This window comes from Streptomyces canus 299MFChir4.1 (assembly GCF_000383615.1).
Classification (GTDB): Bacteria; Actinomycetota; Actinomycetes; order Streptomycetales; family Streptomycetaceae; genus Streptomyces; species Streptomyces canus_C.
The window spans coordinates 61450-75893 of the sequence record NZ_KB911592.1; the positions used below are offsets into that span (position 1 = coordinate 61450).

Here is a 14444-nt window from a genome sequence, read left to right on the forward strand (position 1 = left end):
GGCCCAGGCCGGGGTGAAGCTGCTGGTGAGGTCGACCAGCAGGCCGAGCGCGGGCGGCACCGTGACTATGGCGATCTGGTTGACGGACATGGCCAGCCCCAGGGCGAAGCCGGTCCTGCCCGGTGGGGCGCTTCGGTGACGTAGGCGACCCACGGGCCGTACCAGCCGAATCCGAAGAAGCCGAGCCAGACGAAGACGCCGGAAGCGACGACCGGTGCCCGTCCTGCCGGTGTCATCAGCACGGCGAGCCCGGCGGTCACGGCGACCATGCAGACCAGCACGATGGCATAGCGCCCCGAACTGCTCCGGTCGCTCCAGGCCGCCAGGCATATCCGCCCCGCGACACCCGCGCCCTGGGATGCCACCAGGACGAGAGCCGCCTGCCCGGCGCCGACCGATGACACCGTGTGGAGGTGGAGCACTGTCAGGATGCCCACGCCGCACTGCACCGAGATCAGGCTGGTCCCCGACAGCATGATCTTCACCGCGGACGGTTCACGGAGCATGCACAGCCGGCCGCGGAGCTGTGCCGCGGGCGAGGCTGACGGTTCCTTGTCCTGCGGGACTGGCAGCGCGGGCGGCCGACGATAGCAGCCCATGAAGAGGCCGGCCCCGAGCAGCGCGACGAAGCCGCCGGTCAGCAGTGTCGCCCGCCAGCCGAACTCCTCGGCGACGAGTGGGAGTACGGCCGAGGCGAGCGCTGCCCCCAGCGGCAGCCCGGCCTGTCGGATACCCATCGCGAAGCCGCGCTGTGACGCGTCGAACCAGGAAGCCACCGATTTGCTCCCACCCGGCTGGACGGTGCTGTATCCCGTGCCGACCACCAGCAGTGCGAGCAGCAGGGCGGTGTATCCCGGCGCCAGGCTCCCCGCGCCCAGAGCCAGCGCGACCACCCCGGCCCCGATCCCGACCACCCAGCGCTCGCTGTGGCGGTCCAGCAGCTCGCCGGCCACCAGCAGCCCGGCCAGCGGCACGAGTTGGGCCGCCGAGACCAGCAGACCCAGCTGCGCCGTGCTCAGGTCCAGGGCACTCTGAAGGTGGACGCCGAGCGCTCCTATGCCGCCGACGAAGAACCCGGCCGCGGCCTGGGTGAAGGTGGCGATGCCCAGCACGATCCAGCGATAGCGCCACGGGTCGCGGTCCGGGGATCCGGCGCGTTCGGCGGTTTGTCGTGTCATGCCGACCACACTGTTGTAAGGGTCTTGTGCGGCTCAACCCTTACGGCGGGGATGCACTGCCGCGCCCGCAGATCTCATGCTGGAGCGCCCGGTGTCAGCGGACGATCCCGGCCGCGCCCAGACCGCACTGAACCCCTGGGAGGGGATCGTCTACGCCGCCGGGGAGCAGGATCGTGCCGATCTGCTGACCTGCATTACCGGGACGCGGAACAGCCGCTCGGTTCCAGGAAGTAGCTGTCGTGTCGGGTCTTGGCTCCAGAGGACCGTGCACCCAGCTCCACCTTGTACAGGCCGAATTCCCCGCCGGTCGACTCGTTGGTGGCGAGGTAGTGGGTAGAGCCGCCGGGAGAGGAGATGTCCGGTGGGCTGTCGGCCGGGCGGAAGGCCGCGTTCACTTCGCCCTTGTTGCCGTGGTAGCGGGCTTCCGGGTACTCGAAGTATTCCGGGTACGACACGGTGCGCTGGACTCAGTGTCCGCGAAATTGTTGGGCGGACACGGCTGTTGATCAGGTCATGACTCAAGGACCAGCACCTGTCCCACTGTCCGACGAAGCCCTCTCCCCATCCCCACCTGACCACCATGCTGTACAGCCGGGACCCTGAGGCCCGCATCGTGCGGTTCTCGACGACGGTCGACCGTGTCAAGGTCGGACACCTGCGGCGCGATCCGCGTGCCTCGCTGCATGTACAGGGCGGCGACGTGTGGTCGTTCGCCGTGGCCGATGGCGAGGCCGAGGTCTCCGAGATCACGAGGGTTCCTGGGGATGCGGTTGGTCGAGAACTGCTCGGAATGATCCCGCAGTACGGAACAGCACTCGACGTCAACGGCTAGGACGAATCGGTCCGTGCTGGTCATAGCCACTCGCTGACGGCTGCGACCGGCACGGTCGCGCGACAGCGGACGGCGAGGTTGTCGTACCCTTGCCGCACCGCGACCACGACGGAAACCGCACCGCGCCGCCGACGCTGTCTGCATCGTTGACCTACGCGCGCCGGGCAGTCAGGCGGCGAGTGAGACGGCGTCGGAAGTACAAGGTGCGCGAGACGACCGGGACGACCGTCGGCGCGATCACCGGCCCCCTGGCCGCTCCCGGCAGTCTGCTGATCGGCGGGTTAGGTTCGACTACGACGGCCGACTTCAGTGGGCCACCAGCGAGTGCGGACCCCACACGGGCTGTTTTGAACCAACGCCAGATCATGGACCAACCGGCACGCGCTGTGATGTCCCTGCCGAGTGGTGGGTGCTCCCCCGCCGTGTGGCTGGAGCTGCCGCTCGCCAGGCCGTCGGGACCGATCGGGGCCTTAAGGTCGAGTCGGCATGGCCGTACGGCATGAACGAAGGTGAGGCTGAAAGCGTGATCCGGGTAGTGGTGGTGGACGACGAGGCACTGGTCCGCTCGGGCTTCGAACTCATTCTGGGCGCGTCCGAGGACATCGAGGTCGTCGCGACCGCGAGCGGCTGCGAGGCCGTGGAGACCGTCCGCCGGGAGCAGCCCGACGTGGTGCTGCTGGACATCCGGATGCCCGATGTCGACGGACTCACCGTCCTGCGCGAACTGCGCACGATGCCGGACGCTCCGGTGGTGGCGATGCTGACGACGTTCGACGCCGACGAGTACATCCTGACCGCGCTGCACTCCGGAGCGGCCGGTTTCCTGCTCAAGGACACCGAGCCCGAGCAACTCGCCCACCTCGTACGGACCCTGGCCGCGGGCGGTGTGGTGCTCTCCCCCAAGGCGTCGCGGACCCTGCTGCACAGCCACCCCGGCAGCGGGGCGGCCGTCGACGAGGATGCGGCACGGGTCCAGCTGTTGACCGCCCGCGAGCGTGACGTCCTCGTCCTGGTGGCGGAAGGGCTGTCGAACACCGACATCGGGGCCCGCATCCACCTGAGTGCCGGCACGGTCAAGGACCACGTCAGCGCGATCCTCACCAAGCTGCGGGTGACCAGCCGGGTGCAGGCCGCGCTGCTGGCGCAGCGGGCGGGACTGCTCGACGAGCGCTCCCGGTCGGGGAGCGGGCACTGAGCCGCGTCCGCGCGCTGTGGGAGCGTGTGCCCGCGCCGGCCGTCGACCTCGTCCTGGTCGTCGCGGCGGCCGTGGACGTGTGGCTGAACCTGTTGGACGACACGCGCCTCGCCGTCGCGCTGGCCGCTCTCGGTTGCGCAGCGTTGGCCTTCCGGCGCCGGTTCCCGCTCGGCGTCTTCCTGCTCACCCTGCCCATCTCGCTGACGCAGCCCGTCGCCGTCGCTCCGCTCGCGGCCCTGTTCACGCTGGCCGAGCGTTCCCGCAACCGCCCTCTCCTCGCGGTGTGTGTCGCAGTGACCGCCGTCGCGAACAGCACTCCGTGGCCCTTGGCCGGCCTCACCGAGGTCGGCCGGACCATGACGCTGCTCACCTTCGTTTACGGCCTTGCCACCGCTTCCGCCCCGGTCCTCATCGGACAGCTTCTCCAGGCGCACCGGGACCTGGCGCGGCGGCTGGTGGAGATCGAGGACGCCAGGGAGCACGAGCGGGCACTGCACGCGCAGGCCGTGCTCGCGCGCGAGCGCGCCCAGTTGGCCCGTGAGATGCACGACGTGGTCTCCCACCAGGTCAGTCTGATCGCCGTACGGGCCGGAGCGTTGCAGGTCGCCGCCAAGGACGCGGATGCCAAGGAGGCTGCCCGCACGATCCGTTCGCTGAGCGTCACGACGCTCGACGAACTGCGCACCATGGTCACGCTGTTGCGCGCCTCCGGCGGCCACGCCACCGAGCTGACTCCTCAGCCCACCCTGGCCGACCTGCGCAAACTGGTCGAATCAAGCGGCACCCACGCTGAGTTGTCGGGTGAGCTGCCGCCCACCGTGGGCTCGCCCGCCCAACGGGCCCTCTACCGCACGGTCCAAGAGGCACTGACCAATGTCCGCAAGCACGCCCCCGGCGCCACGGCCCGCGTCGAGCTGTGGCAGGACGGCGACCACGTCGGAGTGACCGTCACCAACACCCCGCCCACGCGTCCCTCCCTTTCCCTCCCGGGTTCGCAGCAGGGCCTGGTCGGTCTGCGGGAACGGGCCGAGATCCTGCACGGCACACTGGAGGCGGGCCCGACCGCGGAGTGCGGCTACCGGGTGCGGCTGCGGATTCCCCTCTGCGCGGACTGACCGACCCCTCAAGTAGGCAACGGAGGCCGACGCCTTGGCCACCTCTCCGCCCGGCTTGCGACGTTCGTCCAGCTCCCTGTCCTCACCGTGTCCGATTCCGCGCCAGCACAGTGAGAATGCCGGCGCCAGGGTGACAGCCGTGGTTTCCGCCTCGCCCACGTGCTGACCAGGCGAGCACGCCCCAGCCAAGCAGCAGGACGGTGTCGATGCCGAAGGCGAGGTACTCGATGCCTGCGGAGCGCCACCGCCCAAGGCCCGCCCCCAGCATGGTTGTCCGGCCGGGAGTGGGGCGGTGGCCGACCGGACAACCCGGCGTGGGCTGGGTCATCGCGCGGGCGCCAGGAGCTGGGTTGCCGCCAGTCGCGCGTACAGCCCGTCCTCGGCCACGAGTTGCTCGTGCGTGCCGACGGCCCGGACCCGTCCGGCGTCCATGACGACGATCCGGTCGGCGCCGGTCACCGTCGACAGGCGATGGGCCACCACGAGGACGGTGGTCTCGAGGGCCACCTCCACGATGACGTCCCTCAGTGCCAGTTCGTTGACGGCGTCGAGCTGCGAGGTCGCCTCGTCCAAGAGCAGCAGCCGGGGCCTGCGCAGCAGGGTGCGGGCGATGGCGATGCGCTGCCGCTCACCGCCCGACAGCTTCGAACCGCGGTGTCCGACCGGGGTGTCCAGACCGTGCGGCAGGCGCTCGACGAGGGTGTCGAGCCTCGTGCGGGCCAGGACGTCGCGGATGTCGTCGTCCGTAGCGCCGGGCGCGGCGAAGACCAGGTTCTCCCGCAGTGTGCCGGCCAGCACCGGGGCGTCCTGCTCCACGTATCCGATGGCAGACCGAAGCTCGGAAAGGGACCAGTCCCGTACGTCCCTGCCGTCGACGAGGACCCGGCCCTCGCCGGCCTCGTAGAACCGCTCGATGAGGGCGAAGACCGTCGACTTGCCGGCGCCGGAGGGGCCGACGAAGGCCGTCATCCCGGCGCCCGGTACCTCGAAGCTCACCTGCCGTTGGACGTACGGCCGGCCCGGGCGGTAGCGGAAGGACACCTCCTCGAATCGGACCGACGCCGGACCCGGCACCGCTGCACCCTGCCTGGGCAGGGCGTCCTCCGGGCCGGCAGTCGGCTCCACCGCCAGGCGTTCCACCTGCGCGATCCGGGAGATCGCGGCCGCCCCCTCCTGGTACTGGGAGACGGCGTCGACCAGCCTGGACACCGGCTCGATCAGGTAGAAGAGGTAGAGCAGGAAGGCGATGAGGGTGGACACGGGGATCTCCCCCGACGCCACTCGTGCGCCACCGACACCGAGCACCGCGAGGAAGGCCAGTTGTACGGCGAGTTCGTCCGCCGAGCCCGCCACGGCCTCCCACTTCGCGCTCTGCACGCCGTGCCGCCACGCCCGCCGCGCCGCCGCCTCCACGCGGACGGTCTCCCGCTCCTCGGCGCCGGACGCCTTCACCGTACGGAACGCTCCAAGAGCCCGCTCCAGCGCGACGGAGATCTCCCCGACCGCATCCTGCGCCCGCTCGGTGGCCCGCGCGATCTTCGGCATCACCAGCATGACTGCCCCGCCGACCAGCACGACCACACCGAGCGTCACACCCAGCAGCACGACATCCAGGAACGCCATCACACCGACCGCCGCGACGAAGGCGACCGCCCCGGTGGCGGCGGAGACGACCGCCTGGGTGCTGACCGACCGCAGCAACGTGGTGTCCGAGGTGACCCGGGACATCAGATCACCCGGCGGGATCCGCTCCCACTCCGCGATCCGCAGCCGCAGCAAGCGCCCCACGAGGGTGCGCCGCGCGGCCAGGACCACCGACTCGGCCGTCCGTTCCAGCACATACGCGCCGAACGCCTCGACCGCCGTGCCCAGCACCACCAGCACAGTGAGCGCGATCAGGATCCCGGCGATGGTGTCACCCGAGGCCAGCCGGTCCACCAGCGCCTTCGTGGCCAGGGGCTGCAGCAGTCCCCCGGCGGCCCCGAACAGGGCGCACAGCAGGCCGAGCGCGACGGCCCGCCGGTGCGGGTGGACGTACGCGTACAGCGCCTTGAGCGTCTCTCGGGCGGACAGGGAAGTCTCATCCGTCGTCGGGGCGGATGCGGTGTTCACGAAGTTCCTTTCGTCTGCCAGGTCACGGCGTCACAACCCGGTACGCAGGCCGAATTGCGGAGGCAGTCCTCGCGCTCCTTGAGCCGACGCCGTGCGTCATGCCTCCAGCCTGGAAGCCCGTCCGCCTCGCGCCCATCCGGCAACTGTCGGGTCCGCCCCCGCCGAGTGGCTGCACATGACCGCCGTCCGGTCGCACCGGAGTCCGGCCAGGCACAGGAATCCGCCGGTCGGCAGGACGGCACCCGCCGACCGGCGGGGGAACTCCCGAAGCCTGCCGGATGGTCCGCCCCCGGACGTCCACGCGAGGTTCTCCGTATGACACAGACACAGCCGCCGCAGGAGACGTCAGGTCTCCCGGAGAGCTCCCCTCCGCAGCCCCGAACCTCATCCGAGGGCGCCGTGCCGGCCACACCAGGTCCCTCGATGGGACGCCTCGTCGGGGTGGATCTGGCCCGCGCGCTGGCGGTGTTCGGCATGTACGTCGTGCACATCGGTCCCCCGCTGTCCGCCACGACCGGCGTCGCCAGCTGGATCCGGTACCTGGCGGACGGCCACTCGTCGGTCCTGTTCGCCACTCTCGCCGGGTTCTCCCTGATGCTGCTCGCCGGGCGCCGCGAACCGAAGACGGGCCTGGCCGGCCGGCAGGCGAGGGCCCGCATCGCGATCCGCGCCGTGGTCCTGCTGGCACTCGGCACCGCGATGGCCATGGAGTACGGGGGCGTGATCATCCTCGGCTTCTACGGGGTCTACTTCCTCCTGGCCCTGCCGCTGGTGAAACTGCGCGCCAGGACCCTCGCGATCATCGCGGCCGCGGTCGCCGTCGTGACACCGCAGTTGGCGTTCGTCCTGACCAACCTGCTGACCGAGTCGGTCCAGCAGAGCATCAACGCCTACGACCCGCTCCGCCGCCTCAGCGAGGTGGGAGTGCTCGATCTGCTGCTCACCGGCTTCTACCCGGCGCTCACGTGGGTGTCGTTCGTGATCGCGGGTATGGCCCTGGGACGCCTCGACCTGTCCTCCAGCGCTGTCCAGAAGCGTCTGGCCGCGCTCGGCGCCTCGCTCACCGTGGCCGCGTACGGCATGTCTTTGCTGCTCGCCGGCAAGAGCGCGCTGCGGAGCCTCGCGGAAGACGGGCCGTCGTCCGGCGGCTCCGGGTCGATGCCCCCCGATGCAGGGTCGTTGCCCGACATGTCCGCGTCGTTTCTCCTGAAGGCCGGGCCGCACAGCGGTACCACGTTCGACATCATCGGCAGCGTGGGAGTCGCGATCCTCGTGATCGTGGGCGCGACGGTGGCGATGGACCGCCTCCCGCGACTGCGCCGCCTGGCCAAACCGGTCATCGCCGTGGGCACCATGTCCCTGACGGCCTACGTCGGCCACTTCCTCGCACAGTCCGTGCTGTCACTGCCGGCCGGGACCGACACCCAGCAGTCCTGGCTGCCCCTGCTCGGGTTCGTCCTCGGGGCGATCGTGTTCGCCGGGGTCTGGTCCCGCTTCTTCCGCCGCGGACCACTGGAATACCTGCTCAACGCGGCCACCAAGCCCGCCAAGTACATCCGGTGAGGTTCGGGTCGGGGTGGCTCGGATGCATGCGCCATCCCGGCCCGGACGGCCTGCACCGGCCTGGCGCTGACGCACCCGGTCCCTGCTGCACTCGCGCCTTGTCGTTGATGCCCGGCTGGGAGGTGAGTCGGGTGGCCCGGCGCTCAGGCAGGAACGCGATGAGCGTGGACACGGGCATCGCCCCGGACGCGACGCAGGCTCCGCCGACGGCGAGCACCGCGAGGAACGCCGACTCCACGATGAGGTTGTCCGCGGCAAGCACGGCCTCCCCCTTCGCGCTGCGCACGCCATGGCGCCACGCCCTGCGGGACCGCCTCGAAGCGAGCGGTCTCCCGCGCTCGGCGGTCTGCCGATCTTCGGCATCACCAGGGCGACGCCCACGCCGACGACCGCGACCACACCGAGCGTGACGCCCAGCTGGACGGCATTGAGGGACGCCAGTACCAGCGCACGCAACAGGCCAAGCCTCGGGCTCCCTCTCGCCTCGTCCAAGAAGGCCATGGTGCCGGTGACCGCCAAGATCCCACACCGCCGGGGGGGCTCCGACGGCCGGCTCACTGGACCAGTGAGGCCGCCCACGTGGCGAAGAGGTGCACCCCTGCTGCGTAGTACTCAGGACGCACGACGAACAGGACACCGGCGCCCGCCACCAGCGTCAGGCCGAGAGGTTCCAGCAACCTGCCTCTGCCAGGCGTGATGTCACGGCCCGGTACCTCGATATCGGCCGATGCTCCAGGGGCGGTCTCGGGCTCCTTGTCGCGAACACGATGTGTCATGTCTCCAGCCTGGTCGCCGGGCCGCTCTCCGCACATCCGACGACTGTCCGGCCCACCCCCGCCGAGTGGCTGGAGGAGTTCAGCCTGAGGTGACAGCCGTCGGGGCTGTGGGGCTGACGCACCGTAAGTACGGCAGCCCCACGAGTCACGCAGCCCAGCCGGGCACCATCAACTCCGCATGGCGACGACCGGTGCGTCCGGCTCGTCGGCCTCCGGGGAGCCGGGCCCGCCGGCAGCTCGGCCGTGTAGTAGACGTGGTTGCCGTTGGAGACGCTGAACACCATGGCATACACGGCAAGCACGGCGAGCGGCAGGAACCAGGCGATCTGCGGGCCGACGGTGGGGTTGACGAGCATCCCCCGTCCCGTGTTTCCGGAGATACGGCTGGCGGCGGTGGCCGCCACGGCGCCGAACGCGGTGCCGTCGTCGGTGAAGCGGCTGATGCCGTTGTAGCCGAAGACCAGGCTGAAGGGGTTGTTGTTCGACGTAGCGTCGACATATGGGCGGTTGCCCGCGGGAGTCACCCACGCGATCAGCGCCCACGAGCAGGAGACGGCCAGCGTGACCGCACCACTCACAAGGAGGCGCCAAGCCCTCCGCAACGGCGAGCCGCTCGCGGCGAGTTGATGGACCACGGCGAAGACCGGCAGAACGAGCCAGGCCTGCAGCATCTTCGTCTGGAAAGCCAGCCCGACCCAGACGCCACACGTGATCAGCGGGAGCAGCCGCCCGGTTCGGACCGCCTTCTGCAGGGCTCCGGCGGCCGCCACCAGCAGCAGAGTGAGTGCCGTGTCCGGGATGGTGGCCCTGTTCAGCGCCACGGTGATCGGAGTGAAGGTGAGCGTCAGCGCGGCAATCAGTGCGGCGAACGGCCCGGCCCATGCCCGTACGATCCCCGCCAACTGGTGGCCATCGACCGTATCGCCGCGCCGTAGTAGGGGTGAATCGCGGCATGCCCCATGCCCGATGCATACAGCAGTGCGGCGACGCCCAACACCGCGGCCAGCGCCGGGCGTTCCCAGCGTGCCGGACCGCCCGGCCGGTCGGCGCGGCGGTGCGATTCTCGGAGGAGGTCACGGGAGTCGGTGCTCTGGGCGGTGGGTATGGCAGCCATGGTGAAGGTCCCTGGATCAGTGTTCGGGCGGAACGGCAGGTGCGAGGCGGAAGGCTGCGCGGGGCCGCGATCAGCGCACGTGCGCCTGCCGTCCGGCAGTACGCCGCCCGGGAGACCGGCGATACGCGTCGAGAGGGGTTACGGCTTTCTTCTCGTACGGGCGTCCAAGGGTGCCCACCCGCTGCTCAGCGGACGGAACTGGCCAGTTTTGTGGCACCGTTGAGCAGGTACTCCAGCGGTCCGCGGCGGAAGAAGCGGGACCAGACCGCCGCGAACACGGTGGCTCCGACAATGAAGCAGAACAGCAGCACGGCGGAGGCGGACTGCGGCGGGGTGGCCGCTTCGCCGGGCAGGGCGAGGATGACCAGGATGTGGCCCACGTAGAGAGTCAGGGACATGGTGCCGACGGCGATGATCGGCGTTGCCGGTCGACGCAGCCACGACAGTCGGTCCAGGGCCACCGTCAGGCACAGGAGCACCGTGATCGCGATCCCCAGGCTGCCGATGAGGTCGAACGTGGAACCGCTGTGCGGCTCGGCTGCCAGGAGCCCCCATGCGTCGGGGCCACCCAGCCCGCCACCGACCGACGAGTCGAAGGATGCTGATGCCAGGCCGGGATCCTTCATGGCACCTGCCTCCTTCATGGCGGACATCCCGTCCATGATCTTCTGAGCTCCGCCGGTCAACCGCAGCGCCAGCCACGAGACGCCGTACCCGAACGCGATCATCGCGGGACCGACGACGGCCAGCCGCCGCTGGACCGTGCCGGAGGACAGGTCCAGCCGGCCCAGCGCCATGCCGGTGACCACGAACGTCATCCAGGTGATCGCCGGGTAGAGGCCGGTGAGCAGGAGATCGAGCACACCCACACCGCAGAGTCGCGCGATGGGGTCGTACGAGTCGACGCTGTGCACGATCGACTCGGTGAGCAGCGCCCGGATCACGTACGCCAGCTGCGGCGTGACGACCGCGAGCGTGACCGCCGTGATCGCGAGCGTCCTGGTCCGCAGCCGCAGCAGGGGCAGGGCCAACAGGAAGTACACCGCGTAGAAGTTGAGGATCCCGGCGCCGCCGAAATTGGTCATCGCCAACGCGCTGCCCAGCACCAGCAGGGTCACGGCCCGGATCACTATCCGGGCCCTCGCCTGTCGGCCGGCCAGTCCGGTCTTCGGCTCGAATCGGCCCGCGATCAGCATCAACGAGAACCCGGCGAGGGTGGCGAACAACGCCGACGCGCGGCCGCTCGCCAGCTCCAGCAACCAGTCGCCGACACCGCCCCCGGGGGTTGCCATGGGGCCGACGTGCACGGCGAACATCCCGAACACGGCCAGTGCACGGGCGAGGTCCACCGCGACCAGCCGCGCCATCGGCGCAGGGCGCTCGGTCGCCGTGGCGGACTCGGGTGAGGGGGACGGCCGGCGAGGCGTCTTCTGGGCGCTTTCGATCTCGGTCACCGGGACAACCTTGCCGAGGCGGGGGGCGGCCGACCATCCGCCGGGCTTCGGGAGGTGTCCCTCCGGTCGGCCGAGAGCGACCCCGCCGACCGGAGGGGGTCGGTGTCGGCCGTACCCGAACGACTGCCGTCGCCGACCTGGTCGTCATGATGCCGTCGGTGGGCTCACCGCGACCGTGAGCGTTGGGCGCGGTTGTCGGATCCGCCATTCCAACGACCACCTGGGGATCAGGCCGGCAGGCGATGCCCGCTGGACCAGTACTCCCTGCCTCGACCTGGCAGGGCGCCGACACCGGCGGGGCAACCACAGCCGACGCCTCATCAACGCGACGCAGAACGAAGGCGGCGGCCGGCCCGGCCCCTGAGCCGCTTCCACCTGTATAACCGCGTCATCGATACGGTGGAGGTGAAATGAGCAAGGTCGGACGCGGCAACGGACGCGTCCCGGTGCAGTACCACCAGTTCGATGTCAGCGACGAGGACGGGCCGACCGGCCCCGACCTGGACCGCGGCCACAACGGACTGGTCCGGGTCGCCGACGGCGTCATCACGGTCCCAACCGGCATCCACACCGGCGAGGTCGACGTCACCGTGACCCTCCATGAAACCGAACCCGCACCCGACCGCGGCAACTGGCGGGACGTCCTGGAGGTCTCGGCACACTCCGCGTCCGGCGACCTCATGGTCCGCGGCATGATGGACGACCTGGACGAGGAACTCCCCGTCCTGTCCTGCCGGCCCCGGGGGCCGGGGCCGTTTCCGGCAAGTGCTGCGGCCAACCGACGGACTTCGCCGACCGGCTGGAGGTCTCCACTCGCCGAGGTTCCCCTTCCGGGAGACCGCCTTGTCAGCGGTCACCAGCACACCATCATGCGGATCTCCCGCTCACCTCCCCGCGTTTCGGGCCCGTTCCTCCCGCGGGAAGCGGACTCCTGCCCGCGCGCCACCAGCGGCGTGAGGCCAGTGCGGCGAGACCCGCGCCGGCGGTGTTGAGGAGTACGTCGTCCACGGACGAAACCCGGTCCAGCTGCAGGACGTACTGCGCTGTCTCGACGAGGATCGAGCAGCCCGCTCCGAGCGCGAGAACCCGCCGTACCGATGCCGGCGCCGCGAACCGGAGCGGGCCGAGGAAGCCCAACGCCGCGAACACCAGCAGGTTGCCGACGATCTGGCCCGCGTCCATCGTGAGCAGGTCCCGCAGCGGAACCAGGTTCACGATCGCCCCGTCCTCGTCTCCCGGCAGCAGGATCAACCAGACCGGCGGCACTGTCGCGTAGACGATGCCGACCTCGGCGAGCGCCATGCGCCACGCCTCCGGCGCCCTGGCACCGGCTCGCCTCCGCCGGTGGGCCAGAGCCCACGCCGCCGACGCTGCCAACGGCAACGCGGCCGCCGTGAGGAGCACCACCCCGGTGAAGGTGCCGACCCAGCCGTGCCACCCTTCGAGTCGCACCCTGTCACCTCTGCTTCCATCCGGTTGTCATCGGCAGTATCGCCGTCGGCACGTATCGGCGGCGTATCGATCGGCGTTTGACGCCGTACGGCCCGAAGGCGCGGCGGCCGGTGGCCCGCTGCCCCTCTCCGCCCGTTCCGTCAGCGGCAAGCGGGGTGAGCTCGACCGCTTGCGCGTGGTCGCGTCACGTACAGGTGCAGACGGACCTGGCTCGACCGCGCGGCGGCCTGCCGGAGTTCGTCCCAGTGTGGAAGCCACGCAATAGTGATGCCGATGCAGGCGGTCAGAACCGCGAGGACGGATACAGGCCGTAGCCGTGGGCAGGGCCTGGCAAGCCTGCCCTGGGCCCCGTGCCCCTGCCACCACAGTCGGCATGCGGGGTCACACCGGATGACCGCCCGGTCGCAGCCCCACCTCCCGTGTCGGCAGACCGCGCGGCGGGCAGGCATGCGCAGTGGATGCGTGGGTAGGCGGCTTCTCGTCGGCCTGTATCTCCAACGGACAGGCGATCAGACGTCTCGGGAGGGAAGCATCATGGCGGCAGCGAGCACGGCAAGGACAGAGACCCACACGAGGGAGCTGCCGGAGCTCACCGATCCCTCCAAGGTCGCCCCCAAGGACGCCCGCGCTCTGACCAAGCTGTTCTTCGACCAGCTGGCGGTACTGGAGGAGGGCACGCCTGAGTACCAGTACGCCCGGAACACGCTGATCGAGATGAACATGTCCCTGGTGCGTTTCGCCGCGGGGCGGTTCCGCAGCCGTGGGCCGGAGGAGATGGAGGACATCGTCCAGGTCGGCATGATCGGCCTGATCAAGGCGATCGACCGGTTCGAACTCACCCGTGAGGTGGAGTTCACCTCCTTCGCCATCCCCTACATCGTGGGCGAGATCAAGCGGTTCTTCCGCGACACCACCTGGGCCGTCCACGTGCCCCGCCGGCTGCAGGAAGCCCGGGTCCAGCTGGCCCGCGCCACCGAGGAACTCCGCAGCCGCCTGGGCCGGACCCCCACGGTCAAGGAACTGTCCGAACTGATGTGCCTGCCCGACGAAGAGGTCATCGAGGCCCGGCTGGCCGCGAACGCCTACAACTCCACCTCCCTGGACGCCACCATCAACGGCGCGGAGGACGGCGAAAGCGCGCTCGCGGACTTCATCGGCACCGACGACGCGGCACTGGAACTGGTGGAGGACTTCCACGCCCTCGCCCCCATGATCGCCCAACTCGGCGAAAGGGACCGCCAGATCCTCCACATGCGGTTCGTCGAAGAACTCACCCAGGCACAGATCGGCGAACACCTCGGCGTCTCCCAGATGCACGTCTCCCGACTGCTCTCCCGCACCCTCGCCCGACTGCGGGAGGGCATGCTCGCCACCCACTGACACCCACCTGCCGGACACCGCGGCGGTACGGGGGGGTGCTCCATGTCACCTCTCCCCCGTCCGTCGCGCCGATGGCACCCGGAAACGCGAACGTGGGCGGGTCCTCACGGCCTTGCGGCTACTCGCTCTCTCGGGTCGGTGTGGTTTCGTGCTAGCCGGTGATCTCGCCCGGTCGCGTTCGGCGAGTGCGGCGAGTGCGGCGAGTGCGGCGATCACAGGTCCCGGGACGGAGCATGGCCACCGTCTGCCGGCGGTCTGCACGGCCGTCGTCGC

12 protein-coding genes and 1 pseudogene are annotated in these 14444 nt (G+C 70.3%); 5 read left to right on the top strand and 8 right to left on the bottom strand.

Annotated features, from left to right (window positions below):
* Positions 1–65: 65 nt before the first annotated feature.
* Both H293_RS52835 and H293_RS49945 read right to left on the bottom strand, forming a co-directional pair.
* A complete protein-coding gene (locus H293_RS52835; protein WP_259294520.1) occupies positions 66–1178 on the bottom strand; it encodes an MFS transporter in 1113 nt (370 codons plus the stop codon).
* A gap of 245 nt (positions 1179–1423) precedes the next feature.
* Positions 1424–1633, bottom strand: a pseudogene (locus H293_RS49945) (cupin domain-containing protein); the annotation flags it as partial.
* A gap of 125 nt (positions 1634–1758) precedes the next feature.
* On the opposite strand from H293_RS49945, the gene H293_RS49950 reads away from it, so the two are divergent.
* From H293_RS49950 to H293_RS0123885, 3 genes are all read left to right on the top strand, one after another.
* Positions 1759–2010 carry a pyridoxamine 5'-phosphate oxidase family protein gene (locus tag H293_RS49950; protein ID WP_020120362.1) on the top strand — a complete coding sequence of 84 codons (252 nt, stop codon included), beginning with the start codon at positions 1759–1761 and terminating at the stop codon, positions 2008–2010.
* A gap of 499 nt (positions 2011–2509) precedes the next feature.
* Positions 2510–3205 carry a response regulator gene (locus H293_RS0123880; RefSeq protein ID WP_028808131.1) on the top strand — a complete coding sequence of 232 codons (696 nt, stop codon included), beginning with the start codon at positions 2510–2512 and terminating at the stop codon, positions 3203–3205.
* Between the two features lie 26 nt (positions 3206–3231).
* Positions 3232–4320: a sensor histidine kinase gene (locus H293_RS0123885; protein WP_020120364.1), complete on the top strand. Its 1089-nt coding sequence runs from the start codon at positions 3232–3234 to the stop codon at positions 4318–4320.
* A gap of 324 nt (positions 4321–4644) precedes the next feature.
* Here the strand turns inward: H293_RS0123885 and H293_RS0123890 are convergent, their stop codons facing one another.
* Positions 4645–6432: an ABC transporter ATP-binding protein gene (locus H293_RS0123890; RefSeq protein ID WP_020120365.1), complete on the bottom strand. Its 1788-nt coding sequence runs from the start codon at positions 6430–6432 to the stop codon at positions 4645–4647.
* Between the two features lie 423 nt (positions 6433–6855).
* Between H293_RS0123890 and H293_RS0123895 the strand changes: the two genes are divergently transcribed.
* Positions 6856–7995 carry a DUF418 domain-containing protein gene (locus H293_RS0123895; protein ID WP_020120366.1) on the top strand — a complete coding sequence of 380 codons (1140 nt, stop codon included), beginning with the start codon at positions 6856–6858 and terminating at the stop codon, positions 7993–7995.
* Positions 7996–8549: 554 nt separating this feature from the next.
* Here H293_RS0123895 and H293_RS58470 read toward each other — a convergent pair.
* From H293_RS58470 to H293_RS0123920, 5 genes are all read right to left on the bottom strand, one after another.
* A complete protein-coding gene (locus tag H293_RS58470) occupies positions 8550–8771 on the bottom strand; it encodes a hypothetical protein (RefSeq protein WP_158694434.1) in 222 nt (73 codons plus the stop codon).
* Entirely contained in the window at positions 8768–9673 is a 906-nt protein-coding gene (locus H293_RS60240; protein ID WP_020120368.1) for an ArnT family glycosyltransferase, read from the bottom strand. Before H293_RS60240 ends, H293_RS58470 begins: the two co-directional genes overlap by 4 nt.
* Positions 9628–9885, bottom strand: a complete 258-nt coding sequence (locus H293_RS60245; RefSeq protein ID WP_259294521.1) for a hypothetical protein — start codon at positions 9883–9885, stop codon at positions 9628–9630. Before H293_RS60245 ends, H293_RS60240 begins: the two co-directional genes overlap by 46 nt.
* A 185-nt stretch (positions 9886–10070) precedes the next feature.
* Positions 10071–11339, bottom strand: a complete 1269-nt coding sequence (locus tag H293_RS0123910) for a DUF418 domain-containing protein (protein WP_020120369.1) — start codon at positions 11337–11339, stop codon at positions 10071–10073.
* 867 nt (positions 11340–12206) lie between these two features.
* Positions 12207–12791 (bottom strand): VanZ family protein, encoded by a 585-nt coding sequence (locus H293_RS0123920; protein WP_020120371.1) that lies wholly within the window; start codon positions 12789–12791, stop codon positions 12207–12209.
* A gap of 534 nt (positions 12792–13325) precedes the next feature.
* Between H293_RS0123920 and H293_RS0123925 the strand changes: the two genes are divergently transcribed.
* Positions 13326–14171 carry an RNA polymerase sigma factor SigF gene (locus H293_RS0123925; protein WP_020120372.1) on the top strand — a complete coding sequence of 282 codons (846 nt, stop codon included), beginning with the start codon at positions 13326–13328 and terminating at the stop codon, positions 14169–14171.
* Positions 14172–14444: the final 273 nt, after the last annotated feature.

What these genes read in the sequence shown, in the direction of transcription:
- H293_RS49950 (WP_020120362.1), top strand. Translation starts at nt 1,759, where the DNA reads ATGCTGTACAGCCGGGACCCTGAGGCCCGCATCGTGCGGTTCTCGACG.
- H293_RS0123880 (WP_028808131.1), top strand. Translation starts at nt 2,510, where the DNA reads ATGAACGAAGGTGAGGCTGAAAGCGTGATCCGGGTAGTGGTGGTGGAC.
- H293_RS58470 (WP_158694434.1), bottom strand. Translation starts at nt 8,771, where the DNA reads ATGACACATCGTGTTCGCGACAAGGAGCCCGAGACCGCCCCTGGAGCA.
- H293_RS52835 (WP_259294520.1), bottom strand. Translation starts at nt 1,178, where the DNA reads ATGACACGACAAACCGCCGAACGCGCCGGATCCCCGGACCGCGACCCG.
- H293_RS0123925 (WP_020120372.1), top strand. Translation starts at nt 13,326, where the DNA reads ATGGCGGCAGCGAGCACGGCAAGGACAGAGACCCACACGAGGGAGCTG.
- H293_RS0123895 (WP_020120366.1), top strand. Translation starts at nt 6,856, where the DNA reads ATGGGACGCCTCGTCGGGGTGGATCTGGCCCGCGCGCTGGCGGTGTTC.
- H293_RS60245 (WP_259294521.1), bottom strand. Translation starts at nt 9,885, where the DNA reads ATGGCTGCCATACCCACCGCCCAGAGCACCGACTCCCGTGACCTCCTC.